The following is a 15,927-nucleotide window of genomic DNA, read 5'->3' as shown; positions in this document are numbered from 1 at the left end:
GGCCACCGCGAGTTTCCCCTCCCCGCCGATGCTGATGTTCGACCGCATCACCGAGATCAGCGAGACCGGCGGCGCCTTCGACAAGGGCTTCATCCGCGCCGAGTTCGACATCAAGCCGGACCTGTGGTTCTTCGCCTGCCATTTCATCGGCAACCCGATCATGCCGGGCTGCCTCGGTCTCGACGCCATGTGGCAGCTGACCGGCTTCTATCTCGGCTGGCTCGGCGAGCCGGGCAAGGGGATGGCGCTGTCGACCGGCGAGGTGAAGTTCAAGGGCATGGTGACGCCGTCGGTCAAGAAGGTGGAATACGGCATCGACTTCAAGCGCGTGATGCGCGGGCGTCTGGTGCTCGGTATCGCCGATGGCTGGCTGAAGGCGGATGGCGAACCCATATACGCGGCGACGGATCTGAAAGTGGGTCTGTCCAAGCAATCGGCGGCGGCTTGACCGGCGCCACCACCGCGCCATGCACCCTTTGCATGCGGGACCGCATGGCGCTTTGATTTTGCGTATGATCGTTTGCGAATTCCGATCACGGTTTTCGACATCATGCGCCTGAAGGAGTTGCGAATGAGACGGGTCGTAGTGACGGGCCTCGGCATCGTGTCGTCGATCGGCAACAACGCCAACGAGGTGCAGGCCTCGCTGCACGATGCCAAATCAGGCATCAGCTTTTCCAATTCCTTCGCCGAACACGGTTTCCGCTGCCAGGTCTGGGGCGCGCCGACGCTCGATCCGTCGGCCATGATCGACCGGCGCGCCATGCGCTTTCTGTCGCAGGGCGCGGCGTGGAACCACGTCGCCATGGACCAGGCGATTGCGGATGCCGGGCTTGGCGAGAGCGACATTACCAACGAACGCACCGGCATCGTCATGGGCTCGGGCGGCCCCTCCACCCGGACCATCGTCGAGGCGGCCGAAACCACGCTCAAGAACGGCAGCCCCAAGCGCATCGGCCCGTTCGCGGTGCCGAAGGCGATGTCGTCGACCGCATCGGCGACGCTTGCCACCTGGTTCAAGATCCACGGCGTCAACTACTCGATCTCGTCGGCCTGCTCGACCTCCGCGCACTGCATCGGCAACGCCTATGAGCTCATCCAGTGGGGCAAGCAGGACGTGATGTTCGCCGGCGGCCACGAGGATCTCGACTGGACGATGTCGGACCTGTTCGACGCCATGGGCGCGATGTCGTCGAAGTACAACGACAAGGCATCCACCGCTTCGCGCGCCTATGACGTCAACCGCGACGGCTTCGTCATCGCCGGCGGCGCTGGCGTGCTGATCCTGGAGGAGTTGGAGCACGCCAAGGCGCGCGGCGCCAAGATCTATGCCGAGATCGTCGGCTACGGCGCGACCTCCGACGGCTACGACATGGTGGCGCCGTCGGGCGAAGGCGCGGTGCGCTGCATGCGCCAGGCGCTCGCCACGGTGTCTACGCCGGTCGACTACATCAACACGCACGGCACCTCGACGCCGGTCGGCGATTCCAAGGAGATGGGCGCCATCCGCAAAGTGTTCGGCGACAAGATGCCGTTCATCACCTCGACCAAGTCGCTGACCGGCCATTCGCTGGGCGCCGCCGGTGTCCAGGAATCGATCTACTCGATCCTGATGATGCAAGGCGGCTTCATCGGCGAGAGCGCCCATATCGAGGAGCTCGACCCGGAATTCGCAGGCATGCCGATCGTGCGCAAGCGCATCGACAACGCCAGGATCGACACCGTTTTGTCGAATTCCTTCGGTTTCGGTGGCACCAACGCAACGCTGATTTTCCAGCGCTATTCCGCATAAGGATCGCCAGTCATGGACGGACTGATGAAGGGCAAGCGCGGGCTTGTCATGGGTGTCGCCAACGATCATTCGATCGCCTGGGGCATCGCCAAGAAATTGTCCGAACACGGCGCCGAACTCGCCTTCACCTATCAGGGCGACGCTTTCGGACGCCGGGTCAAGCCGCTTGCCGACAAGCTCGGCGCATCGCTGGTGGTGCCTTGCGACGTCGAGGACAGCGCCTCGGTCAGCGCCACGTTCGAGACCCTCGGCAAGGCCTGGGGTGGGCTGGATTTCGTCGTCCATGCCATCGGCTTTTCCGACAAGAACGAGCTCAAGGGCCTCTACGCCGACACCAGCCGCGACAATTTCGTCCGCACCATGGTGATCTCCTGCTATTCCTTCACCGAGGTGGCCCGCAACGCCGCGCCGCTGATGACGGATGGCGGCTCGATGATCACGCTGACCTATGCCGGCTCGGTGCGGGTCATGCCGAACTACAACGTCATGGGCGTCGCCAAGGCCGGGCTGGAAGCCAGCGTGCGCTATCTCGCCAATGACTACGGCCCGCGCGGCATCCGCGTGAACGGGATCTCGGCAGGCCCGGTGCGCACGCTCGCCGGCGCCGGGATTTCCGACGCCCGCCACATGTTCTCCTACCAGCAGCGCAACTCGCCGCTGCGCCGCACGGTGACCATCGACGAGGTCGGCGGCTCGGCGCTCTATCTGCTGTCCGATCTCTCTTCCGGCGTCACCGGCGAGATCCATTACGTCGATTCCGGCTACCACATCGTTTCCATGCCGACACTCGACGAATTGAAGCAGACCGACGGCGCCCGGGAATAATCCCGCGGGAAATACTCGGCTTCCGGTAAAATTGGATGCATTGGCGGAAACTCATTTTAAGGAGATTTCCGCTAGAACGTCCCGCAACTTAGGGACTCTGCATGTCTGCTGCTGCCAGCAACCCGAAGCGAACACCGTTGTTCCGGCTGCTCACCATAGCAAGCTCGGGCATGGGCAGCTTTATCCTCGGCATCTGGGGGCTGAAATTCGGTTTCGGCGACGGTCTTGCCGGCATGCCGGCGGAAACGATGGCCGGCATCATCGCTGCGCTTTGCGCGCTGGCGGCGGCGGGTGCCGCCCTTTCCTTCTTCGCCGGTGTCGATGAATCGGAGCAGTATGTCTTCAACGAGACCAATTTCGACAAGCTGACGGGCCTGCTGGCGCGTCCGGCGATGGTCGGCAAGATTGCCGAGGCGGCATCGGCGACGATCCGCACCGGCGAGCCGGTGTTCCTGATCGACATCGACATCGACCGCTTCAAGCACATCAACGACGCCATCGGCTACAGCTATGGCGACGAGCTGATCCGCGCCTTCGCCGAGCGGCTCAAGGACCGCATGCCGGAGGGCGCGGTGCTTGGGCGCATCGGCGCCGGCGAGTTCGCGGTGCTGCTGGCGGACCGCGAGCTGAAGGGCTCGGTCGAGCAGACGATCGAGAAGCTCATCGACGAGATGATGGAGCCCTATCAGCTCAATTCACATCAGCAGTCGGTCAGCCTGTCGGTCGGCATCGTGGCGATGCCCAAGGACGGCGTCGACCCCGTCCTGGTGCTGCGCCGTTCCAATCTGGCGCTGCAGAATGCGCGCGCCGGCGGCGTCGGCAACTGGTCGGTCTTCCATAGCGACATGGGCCGGGTCGCCGACTATCGGCAATGGATCGAATCCGAACTGCATACCGCGTTCGAGCGCGGCGATTTCGACCTCCACTACCAGCCGCAGCTCGACCTTCCGAGCGGCCGCATCATCGGCTACGAGGCGCTTATCCGCTGGAAGCACCCGGAACGCGGCATGATCCCGCCGATCGAGTTCATCCCGATCGCCGAAGAGACTGGCATGATCAACCCGATCGGCGAATGGGTGCTGCGCAAGGCCTGCAGCGACGCCCAGTACCTGCCCGAGGACTGCTTCGTCGCCGTCAACATCTCACCGGTGCAGTTCATGACCAAGGATTTCGTCGGCCTGGTGCGCGAAACGATGGTCGCCACCGGCATCAAGCCGTCACGGCTCGAGCTGGAAGTCACCGAAACCGCAATGATGCAGGACCGCGACCGCGCGGCCGTCATCCTGCAGCAGCTTGCCGAGATGGGCATCTCGGTGGCCGTCGACGATTTCGGCACCGGCTATTCCAATCTCAGCTACCTTATCGATTTCTCGTTCGGCAAGCTCAAGATCGACCGTTCCTTCGTCAGCCGCATCGACACCGATTCCAACTCGGGCGCGGTGGTCTCGACCATCGTCGGGCTGTCGCGCGCGCTCGGCGTCGGCATCATCGCCGAAGGCGTCGAGACCGAAAACCAGGCGACGCTGCTCAGGGCCGCCGGCTGCGAGGTGGTGCAAGGCTACCTGTTCGGCCGGCCGGCCCCGCTCAAGGTCGGGATGGGCGAAGCGCGCTTCGTCGAAAAGCGCGAGGCGCGCATCGTCAGCATGCATTAAGGCGCCCGTTATCGGCGCGCCGACAGCACCTTGAACATGCCGTCGCGGGCGATCTCGGCATGGCTTGAGAAGGCCGCCGCCAGCACCGCTTCGTAAGGCAACTGGCGGTTCGCCACCATGAACAAGCGTCCGCCCGGTTTCAGCGCCTTCGCCGCCGCCCGGATCATGCCGGCGCCGATCTCCGGCTCAGCCGCCCGGCCGCGGTGGAAAGGCGGGTTCATGAGAATAGCGTCATAGCGTCGCTCGACAGGCTCGCCGAGCAGATCGGTCCAGAAGAAGCGCGGCTCGACCGAAGTGCCGCCAAGATTGGCCTTCGCCGCCTCCAGCGCCTCGAAATCCGCTTCGAAAAGATCGAGCCCGGTGAGCCCCGGGAAGCGCGACGCCGCCTCGGCCGCCACATAGCCCCAGCCGGCGCAGAAATCGGCAACGGCGCCCCTGATGTCGCCCGGCAGGCTATCCACCAGCAGTTTCGAGCCGGCATCTACCCGATCGAAGGAGAACATGCCTGGCGTGGTGTGGAAACGGCCTTCGACCACAACCGCCGGATTGGCCGAGCGCAGCACGGCCGCCGCGCCGACGTCGACGGGCCGGCGGAACCAGAAGGCGACGCCGTGATGCTTCGGCAAATGGCCGTCGAGCGGCACAAGCTCGTCGACACGCTTGCGCAGGCTAGCGATACCATCCTCCTTGCCGCCCGCGACCAGGATCAGCCCACCCGACGCCACGCGTTCGATCGCTTCGGCGACCCGCAGCTCGTTCTGGCCGCGGTGACGGCCGGCGAGCACGAGCGCGGCATCGAAGCCAGCGCCGTCCGCTCGCGGCGTGACGTGAAAACCCGCCGCCTGCAGCGCGCGAAAATGCGGGCGAAAACCCTGCACGAGATGGAGCGCGGCTGCGAAGCCCCCGGGCAAGCGGAAACCGGGTTCGGCGCCGAGGAAAAGCACGCGCTCGCCCTCTTTCGGCAAGTCGAGGGCCTCAGCCTCATACGAATGGAACAGCGTCTTCAGCGGCTCTGCCGACATTTCCTTGCCCCGCGGGAAACACGCCCCCTAAACGAAAACGGGCGCGACATAAGCCGCGCCCGTCTCAACTGTCTGGTCAGCCCGATCAGGCAGCGTCTTCCTCGCCGCCTTCAGCCTTCTTCTCGCGCACGATTTCCTTGCCGGTGGCCTGGTCGACGACCTTCATCGACAGGCGGACCTTGCCGCGCTCGTCGAAGCCCATCAGCTTGACCCAGACCTTGTCGCCTTCCTTGACGACGTCGGAGGTCTTGGCGACGCGCTCGTTGGCCAGCTGCGAAATGTGAACGAGGCCGTCGCGCGGACCGAAGAAGTTGACGAAGGCGCCGAAGTCGGCGGTCTTGACGACCGTGCCTTCATAGATCTCGCCGACTTCCGGCTCGGCAACGATGGTGTGGATCCACTTCTTCGCCGCCTCGATCTCCTTGGCGTTGGCCGAAGCGATCTTGATCGTGCCGTCGTCCTCGATGTTGATCTTGGCGCCGGTCTTCTCGACGATCTCGCGGATGACCTTGCCGCCGGAACCGATGACGTCGCGGATCTTGTCGGTCGGGATGTGCATGACTTCGATGCGTGGCGCGAACTCACCGAGTTCGGGGCGAGCGCCGGTCAGAGCATGCGCCATCTCGCCGAGGATATGCTGGCGGCCATCCTTGGCCTGGTCCAGCGCGATCTGCATGATCTCCTCGGTGATGCCCTCGATCTTGATGTCCATCTGCAGCGAGGTGATGCCGTTGGCTGTGCCGGCGACCTTGAAGTCCATGTCGCCGAGATGATCTTCATCGCCCAGGATGTCGGAGAGCACCGCGAAGCGCTCGCCTTCCTTGATCAGGCCCATGGCGATGCCGGCAACCGGCTTGGCCAGCGGCACGCCGGCATCCATCAGCGCCAGCGAGGTGCCGCAGACGGTCGCCATCGAGGACGAACCGTTGGACTCGGTGATCTCCGAGACGACGCGCAGCGTGTAGGGGAACTGGTCGGCGGAGGGCAGCATCGGCCGGATGGCGCGCCAGGCAAGCTTGCCGTGGCCGATCTCGCGGCGGCCCGGCGAGCCCATGCGGCCGGTCTCGCCGACCGAGTAGGGCGGGAAGTTGTAGTGGAGGAGGAACTTCTCCTTGTACATGCCGGTCAGCGAGTCGACATACTGCTCGTCCTCGCCGGTGCCGAGCGTGGCGACGACCAGCGCCTGGGTCTCGCCGCGGGTGAACAGCGCCGAACCGTGGGTGCGCGGCAGGACGCCGACTTCGGAGACGATCTTGCGGACCGTCTTCAGGTCGCGGCCATCGATGCGCGAGCCGGTGTCGAGGATGTTCCAGCGCACGACCTTGGCCTGGAGTTCCTTGAACACGGAGCCGATCTGCTCGGACGTGTACCTGGCTTCCTCGCCTTCGGCCGGCGCGAACGCCGCCTTCACCTTCGCCTTGACGGCGTCGACGGCGGCATAGCGGGCCTGCTTGTCGGTGATCTTGTAGGCATCGCGAAGCTCGTCGCCGACGATCTTCAGCATCTCGCCTTCGAGCGCGGAATAGTCCGGGGCGGTGAAGTCGCGCGGATCCTTGGCGGCGACCTCGGCCAGCTTGATGATCGCCTCGATCACCGGCTGGAAGCCCTTGTGGCCGAACATGACGGCGCCGAGCATCAGCTCTTCGGAGAGTTCCTTGGCCTCGGATTCGACCATCAGCACGGCATCGGTGGTGCCGGCGACGACGAGGTCGAGCTTGGATTCCTGCATCTCGTCGATATGCGGGTTAAGCACGTACTCGCCGTTGATGTAGCCGACGCGGGCACCACCGATCGGGCCCATGAAGGGGACACCGGACAGCGTCAGCGCGGCCGAGGTGGCAACGATCGACAGGATGTCCGGATCGTTCTCGAGGTCGTGCTGGACGACGGTGACGACGATCTGGGTGTCGTTCTTGTAGCCATCGGCGAAGAGCGGGCGGATCGGACGGTCGATCAGGCGGGAAACCAGCGTTTCCTTCTCGCTCGGACGTCCCTCGCGCTTGAAATAGCCGCCCGGGATCTTGCCGGCGGCGTAGGTCTTTTCCTGGTAATTGACGGTCAGCGGAAAGAAATCGAGGCCGGGCTTCGGCTCCTTCATCGAAACGACGGTGGCGAGGACCTTGGTCTCGCCGTAGGTGGCGAGCACCGCGCCGTCAGCCTGGCGCGCGATCTTGCCGGTTTCCAGAACGAGCGGACGGCCGCCCCACTCGATTTCCACTTTGTGGTGATTGAACATGTCTTGTCCTTCATATGCGGAAAGGGTCGCGCGGCTTGTCGTGCGCGGATGCCCTTTCCCCTGGCTTCTTTTCTCGGGCAGCCACGGGCAAGACAACGGGACGCTCGCATCAATCCCGGCACGCTGGCCGCACGAGCATCCTGCAATCCTGCCCCATGACCGTCCATGGGCGGTTCCAAGCAGCCCTTTGCTGGCTCGAAACCGGGTCTGGCCGATCGATCCGACCGGCCTTGCGCATGACCTGAAAGCCGCGGCTCTCGGAACGGCCATGCGCAAATGCCAACTTCGCGAAGCGTCCGTTTGCGTATCCGATCGATGCGCGGCGCTTCATCCTGTCATTGGTGCACTGGAGCGATCCGATGCACCAAATGCGCGACCGGCGGGCTCTCCCGAGGAAAGCCCGCCGGTCAATTCGTCAACGGCGCAGACCGAGCTTCTCGATCAGCGTCTGATAGCGCGCGTCGTCCTTGCGCTTGAGATAATCAAGCAGGCTGCGGCGCTGGGAGACGAGAGCGAGCAGACCACGGCGGGAATGGTTATCCTTCTTGTGGTCCTTGAAGTGGTCGGTCAGGTTCTTGATGCGCTCGGAAAGGATGGCCACCTGGACTTCCGGAGACCCGGTATCGCCCTTGGCGGTTGCGAATTCACCCATCAATTCCTTTTTGCGCTCGGCAGTAATCGACATCGTGTTTTTCCTTATCTGTTGGAGGAAACGGGTCGCCCTCAGCCGGGATGTCGTCCAGCAGGGGCCGGTGCAAGCAACGCGACACGGCGCGAAGCTGCGGCGCATATAGGGCAATTCCCCGGAAAACGCCAGCCCAAATCACAAGCCGGCTTGTCGCAGGCCTTTTCCCTGAAAACTGAAGATTTGCGTTCGACTACAACCACTTCTTCCACTTGAAGAAAGCAATCAGCCCGGCGGCAACGAGGGCCATGAACAGCAGCGCCGTGGGGTAGCCGTAATAGGCCTTCAACTCCGGCATGTTCCATGGCGAGGTATCGGGGTCGAAGTTCATGCCCCAGACGCCGACCAGGAAGGTCAGCGGCATGAAGATCACCGAGACGATGGTCAGATAGGAGATGACGTCGTTGGTGCGCGCCTGGCTCAGCGACAGGTGCATCTCGATCAGCCCGGTCAGCATGTCGCGCTGGGTTTCGACCAATTCGATCAGGCGCAGCGAATGATCGAGCGTGTCGTTGAAGAAGACCTTGGTCTCGGCCTTCACGTAGGGCACGTCGTTGCGGATCAGCGTCGCCAGCGCATCGCGCATCGGCCAAAGCACACCCTTCAGCACGTTGGCGTCGCGCCGCAACTCGTGCAGTTGCCGCATCTGCTGCTTGTGCGGCGCGCGCAGCATCTCGTCCTCGATGCCGTCGACCAATTCGCTGGCGGCCTCGATCGGCGGGAAATAGCTGTCGACGATGGCGTCGATCAACGCATAGGCGAGATAGTCGGCGCCGCGCGCGCGCAGCCGGTTCGGCACCGAGCTGGCGATGCGCTTGCGAACCGGATTGAACGGATCGCCCTCGCGCTCCTGGAAGGTGACGACGAAGTTGCTGCCGAAGAAGACCGCGATCTGCTCGTAGCGATGGGCCGTGACATCGTCGATCATGCGCATGACGACAAAGGCATGGTCCTCGAAGAAGTCCACCTTCGGCCGTTGGCCAGTGTTGACGACATCTTCAAGCGCCAGCGGATGCAGGCTGAAGATGCGGCCGATCTCCTCGATCAGCGGGATGTTGGCGAGGCCGGTGCAATCCAGCCAGACGACGGGCCACTGGTCGCAATGGGCATTGAGATCATCGATACTGGCGTTCTCGATGGTCTCGAATTTGTCGGGCGAGATCAGCGTCAGCCGGAGCTCGCTGCGCCGTGCCGCCGGATCGGCGATCAGTGTGCCCGGCGAGGCGCCGACCGGTGGCCGGCGGGTCTTCATCGGCCCGCGCTTCGTTGCCGTCTCAGCTTTCGCCATATCCCCCTGCCCCCAATGCCGAACCGAAACTAGCCGAGCGCCGTCATCCGGCAAAGACCCGCTTGGGCTTGAACATGCCCTGCTCGATGGCGCCGATGGCGACCAGCCTGCCGCGCACCGTGGCGCAGGCTTCCTCGGCCTCGACCGGAGCGTCTCGGCCGCGGATGATGACCGGATTGCCGAGCCGGATTCTGGTCGCCGCGTCGTCGCTGACGGTGACCTGCGGCAGGCACTCGAGCGCTGCCGCGGTGTCGACCAGCAGCGCGTCGATGGCATCGAAGTCGACCGGCGCGTCGGATGCGTCGTCATCCCCCGCCACCTCGCCGCGTTCGCCGAAACGGGCGGCTTCGAGTTCGGCGACGGTGACGAAGTCCTCCGGCGTGAACGGCTCGACCTCGACACGGCGCAGCTCCGCGATATGGCCGAAGCAGCCGAGGTCGCGGCCCATGTCGCGAGCGAGCGAACGCACATAGGTGCCCTTGCCGCATTCGACCTCGAAAACGGTGCGGCCGGCGTCGTGCTCGACAATATCGAGGCGGCCGATCTCGATCTCGCGCGCGGGGATGTCGACCGTCTCGCCCTCGCGGGCGAGGTCATAGGCGCGCTCGCCGGCGATCTTGATGGCGGAGAACTGCGGCGGCGTTTGCATGATGACGCCGGTGTATTTCGGCAACAGCGCCTTCACCTCGGCCTCGGCCGGACGGCGCTCCGAGCTGTTGGTCACCGGGCCCTCGAGATCATCGGTCGAGCGCTCCTCGCCCCAGGCGACGGTAAAGCGATAGACCTTGGCGCCGTCCTGCACGTAGGGCACGGTCTTGGTCGCTTCGCCGAGCGCGATCGGCAGCATTCCCGACGCCAGCGGGTCGAGCGTGCCGGCATGGCCGGCCTTCTCGGCCTGGAACAGCCATTTGATCTTGGAGACGGCCTCGGTCGAACCCATGCCGACCGGCTTGTCCAGAACCACCCAGCCGGAAACCGGCCTGCCCTTCTTCTTGCCGCGACGGCCCACTATTCGCTGTCCTTCTTGTCGTCTTTGTCTTTGTCGTCGTCGTTGCTGAGATCCCGCGCCACTTCCGGCGACTTCAGCAAATCGTTGATGCGGGCGAAATTGTCGAAGGACGTGTCCAGCCGGAAGCGAAACTCCGGCATGTACTTCATCTGCCTCAGCGCGCCCGAGACACGGCCGCGGATGAATTTCGCATGCTTGTTGAGCGCTTCGACCACGGCATTGTCGTCGCTGGCGCCGAGCGGCGAGACGAAAGCGGTGGCGATCTTCAGATCGGGCGACATGCGGACCTCGGAAACCGAGATCACGCTGTTCTCGATCAGCGGATCGATGATCTCGCCGCGCTGCAAGGTTTCGGACAGCGCGTGGCGCACCTGCTCACCGACACGCAGCATGCGCTGGGACGGGCCTGACGTGGTTGAACGGGACATTTTCCTCGGTCCTGAAATCGTGATGCGCGGGATGGGACCGCGCCGCATGTCTCATGTGATGTGGGCGGCGGCCTTGCGACCACCGCCCGGACTTCTCAATGCGATGCTCGAACTTAGAGCGTGCGGGTCACCATCTCGATGCGGAAGCACTCGATGACGTCGCCGACGCGCATGTCCTCGTAGTTCTGGAAGGCCATGCCGCACTCCTGGCCGCCCGGCACTTCCGAAACCTCGTCCTTGAAGCGCTTCAGTGTCTTCAGCGTGCCTTCGTGGATGACGACGTTGTCGCGGATCAGGCGCACGCCGGCGCCGCGTTCGACCTTGCCTTCGGTGACACGGCAGCCGGCGATCTTGCCGACCTTGGTGATGTCGAAGATCTCGAGGATCTCGGCATTGCCGATGAAGGTCTCGCGACGCTCCGGCGAGAGCATGCCGGAGAGAGCCGCCTTCACGTCATCGACGAGATTGTAGATGATCGAGTAGTAGCGGATCTCGATGCCGGCGGCCGCGGCGGCGGCACGTGCCTGCGTATTGGCGCGGACATTGAAGCCGATGATCGCGGCACCGGAGGTCTCCGCCAGCGACACGTCGCTTTCGGTGATGCCGCCGGCTCCGGCATGGACGATGCGCGCGCGCACTTCGTCGTTGCCGAGCTTCTCGAGTGCGGCGCTGATCGCCTCGATCGAGCCCTGCACGTCGCCCTTGATGACCAGCGGGAACTCCTTCAGCCCGCTCGTCTGCAACTGCGACATCATCTGCTCCAGCGAGCCGCGCTGGCCGGCATGCTTGGCCACCGCCTTCTCGCGCGCCAGGCGCTGACGGTATTCGGTGATCTCGCGGGCGCGGGCCTCGTTGTTGACGACGGCGAAGCGATCGCCGGCCTGCGGGGTGCCCTGCAGGCCCAGCACCTCCACCGGCATCGCCGGCGGCGCTTCCTTGACGTGCTCGCCACGATCGTTGACCAGCGCGCGCACCCGGCCCCACTCGTTGCCGGCGACGAGGATGTCGCCCGGCATCAGCGTGCCGGTCTGCACCAGCACGGTGGCGACGGGGCCGCGGCCCTTGTCGAGCTGCGCCTCGATGACGACGCCCTCGGCGGTGCGGTCCGGATTGGCTTTCAGGTCGAGGATTTCGGCCTGCAGCAGGATCGCTTCGAGCAGCTTGTCGAGATTGGTGCCCTTGGTCGCCGACACTTCGACGTCCAGCACCTCGCCGCCCATGGACTCGACGAAAACCTCATGGCGCAGCAGTTCGGAACGCACCTTTTGCGGGTCGGCGTCACGCTTGTCGATCTTGTTGATGGCGACGATGATCGGCACGCCGGCCGCCTTGGCATGGCTGATCGATTCGATCGTCTGCGGCATCACGCTGTCGTCGGCCGCAACCACCAGCACGGCGATGTCGGTCGCCTGGGCGCCACGGGCGCGCATCGCCGTGAAGGCGGCGTGGCCGGGCGTGTCGATGAAGGTGATCTTCTGACCGTTCTTCTCGACCTGGTAGGCGCCGATGTGCTGGGTGATGCCGCCGGCTTCGCCGGAGACGACATTGGCGTTGCGGATGGCGTCGAGCAGCGAGGTCTTGCCGTGGTCGACGTGGCCCATGATCGTGACCACAGGCGGACGCGCCACCAGGTCTTCGGCACGGTCGGCGATGTTGAACAGGCCTTCCTCGATGTCGGACTCGGCGACGCGGCGCACCGTGTGGCCGAATTCAGTGGCCACCAGTTCGGCGGTGTCGGCGTCGATGACGTCGCCCGGCTTCATGATCTGGCCCTGCTTCATGAAGAACTTGACCACGTCGACGGCGCGCTCGGACATGCGCTGCGCCAGTTCCTGGATGGTGATGGTTTCGGGCAGGATCACTTCGCGCATGACCTTCTCGCGCGGCTCGTTATGCATCGCGCGCTTGAACTTCTCTTGACGGCGGCGCATCGACGACAGCGAGCGAGCGCGCGCATCCTCGTCGGAGAGCGCCGAATTCAGCGTCAGCTTGCCGCGGCGACGATCTTCCTCGCCCTTGGTCGGCTTGGCTGGACGCGCCACTTCGGGCGTAACCAGGCGGCGCACGGGGGCGCCTGCGCCACTGGTGCGCTTCGGCTTGACCTCTTCCTCATCGTCCGGCGTCGCCAGCTCGGCGGCCTGCGGCGCGCGGCGGCGCGCCTCTTCCTCGGCGCGGCGCCGGGATTCGGCCTCGGTCTGCAGCCGCGCTTCTTCCTCGGCCTGGCGGCGCGCGGATTCCTCACGCTCGCGACGGCGACGTTCCTCGTCATCGGCGCGGCGCTTGGCATCTTCCTGGGCACGCTGGCGATCTTCGATCTCGCGCGCCTTGGAGCCTTCGAGCGCCCTGCGGCGGGCTTCCATCTCGCCGCGCGACAATTCGTTGAGCACCATGCCGCCACGCTCGGCTGGAGGCGGCGGCGGTGGCGCCTTCGGCGCTTCCTGGACAGCGGGCGCCGCCGCGGCGGCGGGCTTCGGCGCGAAGACGGACACGGGAGCGGCCGCCGGCTCCGGCTTGTCGCCGTGCAGCGAGAACTTGCGCTTCTTGGTCTCGACGACGACCGCCTTGGTGCGGCCGTGCGAGAAGTTCTGGCGCACAGTGCCCTGTTCCATGCCGGGGCGCTTCAGCGTCAAGGTCTTCTTCGGCGTAACGCTCAACGTCTTGTCGTCGCCCGATTTCGTATCGCTCATTCCATATCCTCTGCGGCATCATCTTCGTCAGCAACGTCCGCAAGCATTGCCAGATCGTCCGGGGTACCGCCCCGATACCGGTCGAGCGCAACCATGCGCTTCTCAACCGCCCTTCCCGCGTCTTGCGCGAGGACGGCAGCATGTATCACATTTGTACCCCCCAATGCCAAGCTCAACTCGGCCTCGGGGAAAAGTTTGTAGGCAGGGATGGCGGGGCCGCCGAGATGAACGGTCGCCCGCCGCGCCTGGCTGATCTTGCGAACGCCGTCATCCGATGCTTCGGTCGCATGAAGCACCAGCAAAGCCTGACCGTCGCGCACCGCGTTCTCGACCTTGGCAGCGCCGAGAACGACCGCGCCGGCCTTGCGGGCGAGGCCCAGCATACCCAGCGCGGATCGGGAAAGCAGCCCGTCGACAATGCCGCCGAGATCGGCGGCAACGTTCACCTGCGCCTTGAAGGCGCGGGCAAACAGGTTTTTCGCCGCTGCCTTGTCGACATGTAGGCGCTCGGCGCTGACCCAGCAACCGCGGCCGGGCAGATTTCTCTTGAGGTCCGGGACGACGGCCGAATCCGGGCCGACGACGAAACGGATCAATTCATCCGGTTCGGCCTGCTTGCGGGTGACGATGCAGGTGCGATCGTTCATCTCGTCCGGGGGCGGGTTCTGTGCGATGCGGTTTCACCTCACGCACCGACGGCTTCGTCAGCCGGCGCTTCCTGCGCGGCAAGCTCGTCCTCGGTGATCCAGCCGGCCTTGAGGCGGGCAGCCAGAACCATCTGCTCGGCATCGGCGCGCGACACGCCGTGGCTGGCGAGCACGCCCGGATAGACCTTGGTCTCGCCGTCCTTGCGTTCCTTCCAGCCGGTCAGGTCGTCCGCGGCATAGCCGGCGAAATCCTCGATCGTCTTCACGCCGTCCTCGCCGAGCGTCACCATCATGGCGGTGGTGATGCCGGGGATCTCGCGCAGTTCGTCCTCGACGCCGAGCGCCTTGCGCTTGTCGTCATGCTCGGCCTCGATCTTCTCCAGATATTCACGGGCGCGCGTCTGGATCTCCGAAGCGGTGTCCTCGTCGAAGCCATCGATGGAGGCGATTTCGCCGGCATCGACATAGGCGACTTCCTCGACGCTGGTGAAACCCTCGGAGGCCAGCACCTGGCCGACCATCTCGTCGACGTCGAGGGCTTCCATGAACAGCGCCGAACGCTCGACGAATTCCTTCTGGCGGCGCTCGCTCTCTTCCTGCTCGGTCAGGATATCGATGTCCCAGCCGGTGAGCTGCGAGGCAAGGCGGACGTTCTGGCCGCGACGGCCGATGGCCAGCGACAGCTGGTCGTCCGGCACCACGACCTCGATGCGCTCGGCATCCTCGTCGAGCACCACCTTGGCGACCTCGGCCGGCTGCAGCGCGTTGACGATGAAGGACGCGGCCGACGGGGACCACGGAATGATGTCGATCTTCTCGCCCTGCAATTCGCCGACCACCGCCTGGACGCGGCTGCCGCGCATGCCGACGCAGGCGCCGACCGGATCGATCGAGCTATCGCGCGAGATGACGGCGATCTTGGCGCGCGAGCCCGGATCGCGGGCCACCGACTTGATCTCGATGATGCCGTCGTAGATTTCCGGCACTTCCATGGTGAAGAGCTTCGCCATGAACTGCGGATGGGTTCGCGACAGGAAGATCTGCGGGCCGCGCTGCTCGCGGCGCACGTCGTAGACATAGGCGCGGACGCGGTCGCCATATTTGTAGTTTTCGCGCGGAATCAGCTCGTCGCGGCGGATGATCGCTTCGCCGCGGCCGAGATCGACGATGACGTTGCCGTATTCGACACGCTTGACGGTGCCGTTGACGATCTCGCCGATGCGGTCCTTGTATTCGTCATACTGGCGGTCACGCTCGGCCTCGCGCACCTTCTGGACGATGACCTGCTTGGCCGACTGGGCGGCGATGCGGCCGAAATCCATCGGCGGCAGCTGTTCGGCGATGAAGTCGCCGAGCTGGGCGTCGGGGTTGCGCTCGCGGGCCGAGGAAATGGCGATCTGCGTGGCGTAGTCCTCGACCTTCTCGACCACTTCCATCAGCCGCTGCAGCTTCATCTCGCCGGTGTTGGCGTTGATGTCGGCGCGGATGTTGGTCTCCTGGCCATAGCGCGAGCGCGCAGCCTTCTGGATCGCATCGGCCATGGCGGCGATGACGATCGACTTGTCGATCGACTTTTCACGCGCGACCGCGTCGGCGATCTGCAGCAGTTCCAGTCTGTTGGCGCTTACAACCATTGTCTTTCTCCCGAGCCTGTTG

General features: G+C 64.8%; 13 protein-coding genes. 4 read left to right on the top strand and 9 right to left on the bottom strand.

Annotated features, from left to right (window positions below):
* The 4 genes from fabA to EN738_RS05170 form a co-directional block, all read left to right on the top strand.
* Window positions 1-448: 3-hydroxyacyl-[acyl-carrier-protein] dehydratase FabA (fabA, locus tag EN738_RS05185; protein ID WP_127282772.1), on the top strand; the 448-nt coding region annotated here is incomplete at its 5' end.
* Window positions 449-571: 123 nt separating this feature from the next.
* A complete protein-coding gene (gene fabB, locus EN738_RS05180; protein WP_127282771.1) occupies window positions 572-1,792 on the top strand; it encodes a beta-ketoacyl-ACP synthase I in 1,221 nt (406 codons plus the stop codon).
* A gap of 12 nt (window positions 1,793-1,804) precedes the next feature.
* Complete coding sequence (gene fabI, locus EN738_RS05175) at window positions 1,805-2,617, top strand: enoyl-ACP reductase FabI (RefSeq protein WP_127282770.1); 813 nt, start codon at window positions 1,805-1,807, stop codon at window positions 2,615-2,617.
* A 101-nt stretch (window positions 2,618-2,718) separates the two neighbouring features.
* Window positions 2,719-4,269 carry a bifunctional diguanylate cyclase/phosphodiesterase gene (locus tag EN738_RS05170; protein WP_127282769.1) on the top strand — a complete coding sequence of 517 codons (1,551 nt, stop codon included), beginning with the start codon at window positions 2,719-2,721 and terminating at the stop codon, window positions 4,267-4,269.
* 8 nt (window positions 4,270-4,277) lie between these two features.
* On the opposite strand, the gene EN738_RS05165 is transcribed toward EN738_RS05170, so the two are convergent.
* The 9 genes from EN738_RS05165 to nusA all read right to left on the bottom strand — a co-directional run bounded on the left by EN738_RS05165 (window position 4,278) and on the right by nusA (window position 15,905).
* On the bottom strand, window positions 4,278-5,291 hold the full coding sequence (locus tag EN738_RS05165) for a class I SAM-dependent methyltransferase (protein ID WP_127282768.1): 1,014 nt from the start codon (window positions 5,289-5,291) through the stop codon (window positions 4,278-4,280).
* Window positions 5,292-5,376: 85 nt separating this feature from the next.
* Window positions 5,377-7,527 carry a polyribonucleotide nucleotidyltransferase gene (pnp, locus tag EN738_RS05160; protein WP_127282767.1) on the bottom strand — a complete coding sequence of 717 codons (2,151 nt, stop codon included), beginning with the start codon at window positions 7,525-7,527 and terminating at the stop codon, window positions 5,377-5,379.
* A 415-nt stretch (window positions 7,528-7,942) separates the two neighbouring features.
* Window positions 7,943-8,317, bottom strand: coding sequence for a 30S ribosomal protein S15 (gene rpsO, locus EN738_RS05155; RefSeq protein WP_281033866.1), 375 nt, complete (start codon window positions 8,315-8,317; stop codon window positions 7,943-7,945).
* Window positions 8,318-8,405: 88 nt separating this feature from the next.
* Window positions 8,406-9,500 carry a magnesium/cobalt transporter CorA gene (gene corA / locus EN738_RS05150; protein WP_127282766.1) on the bottom strand — a complete coding sequence of 365 codons (1,095 nt, stop codon included), beginning with the start codon at window positions 9,498-9,500 and terminating at the stop codon, window positions 8,406-8,408.
* A 43-nt stretch (window positions 9,501-9,543) separates the two neighbouring features.
* Complete coding sequence (gene truB / locus EN738_RS05145; RefSeq protein ID WP_127282765.1) at window positions 9,544-10,509, bottom strand: tRNA pseudouridine(55) synthase TruB; 966 nt, start codon at window positions 10,507-10,509, stop codon at window positions 9,544-9,546.
* The gene (gene rbfA, locus EN738_RS05140; protein ID WP_127282764.1) at window positions 10,509-10,937 is read right to left on the bottom strand and encodes a 30S ribosome-binding factor RbfA; all 429 of its coding nucleotides are present in this window, start codon (window positions 10,935-10,937) and stop codon (window positions 10,509-10,511) included. The genes truB and rbfA overlap by 1 nt, the downstream gene beginning before the upstream one ends.
* 113 nt (window positions 10,938-11,050) lie before the next feature.
* Window positions 11,051-13,624, bottom strand: coding sequence for a translation initiation factor IF-2 (gene infB, locus EN738_RS05135; RefSeq protein ID WP_127282763.1), 2,574 nt, complete (start codon window positions 13,622-13,624; stop codon window positions 11,051-11,053).
* Entirely contained in the window at window positions 13,621-14,271 is a 651-nt protein-coding gene (locus tag EN738_RS05130) for an RNA-binding protein (protein ID WP_127282762.1), read from the bottom strand. Before EN738_RS05130 ends, infB begins: the two co-directional genes overlap by 4 nt.
* A 38-nt stretch (window positions 14,272-14,309) precedes the next feature.
* A complete protein-coding gene (nusA, locus tag EN738_RS05125; protein ID WP_127282761.1) occupies window positions 14,310-15,905 on the bottom strand; it encodes a transcription termination factor NusA in 1,596 nt (531 codons plus the stop codon).
* Between the last annotated feature and the right edge of the window lie 22 nt (window positions 15,906-15,927).

The organism is Mesorhizobium sp. M4B.F.Ca.ET.017.02.2.1 (assembly GCF_003998955.1).
Classification (GTDB): domain Bacteria; phylum Pseudomonadota; class Alphaproteobacteria; order Rhizobiales; family Rhizobiaceae; genus Mesorhizobium; species Mesorhizobium abyssinicae.
Note: the sequence above shows the minus strand (reverse complement) of the source record. Positions and strands in the feature narration are given on the sequence as shown.

Excerpts from the sequence above, each read along its gene's own strand:
- fabB (WP_127282771.1), top strand. The coding sequence starts at position 572 with ATGAGACGGGTCGTAGTGACGGGCCTCGGCATCGTGTCGTCGATCGGC.
- fabI (WP_127282770.1), top strand. The coding sequence starts at position 1,805 with ATGGACGGACTGATGAAGGGCAAGCGCGGGCTTGTCATGGGTGTCGCC.
- EN738_RS05170 (WP_127282769.1), top strand. The coding sequence starts at position 2,719 with ATGTCTGCTGCTGCCAGCAACCCGAAGCGAACACCGTTGTTCCGGCTG.
- EN738_RS05165 (WP_127282768.1), bottom strand. The coding sequence starts at position 5,291 with ATGTCGGCAGAGCCGCTGAAGACGCTGTTCCATTCGTATGAGGCTGAG.
- pnp (WP_127282767.1), bottom strand. The coding sequence starts at position 7,527 with ATGTTCAATCACCACAAAGTGGAAATCGAGTGGGGCGGCCGTCCGCTC.
- rpsO (WP_281033866.1), bottom strand. The coding sequence starts at position 8,317 with ATGCGCCGCAGCTTCGCGCCGTGTCGCGTTGCTTGCACCGGCCCCTGC.
- corA (WP_127282766.1), bottom strand. The coding sequence starts at position 9,500 with ATGGCGAAAGCTGAGACGGCAACGAAGCGCGGGCCGATGAAGACCCGC.
- rbfA (WP_127282764.1), bottom strand. The coding sequence starts at position 10,937 with ATGTCCCGTTCAACCACGTCAGGCCCGTCCCAGCGCATGCTGCGTGTC.
- infB (WP_127282763.1), bottom strand. The coding sequence starts at position 13,624 with ATGAGCGATACGAAATCGGGCGACGACAAGACGTTGAGCGTTACGCCG.
- EN738_RS05130 (WP_127282762.1), bottom strand. The coding sequence starts at position 14,271 with ATGAACGATCGCACCTGCATCGTCACCCGCAAGCAGGCCGAACCGGAT.
- nusA (WP_127282761.1), bottom strand. The coding sequence starts at position 15,905 with ATGGTTGTAAGCGCCAACAGACTGGAACTGCTGCAGATCGCCGACGCG.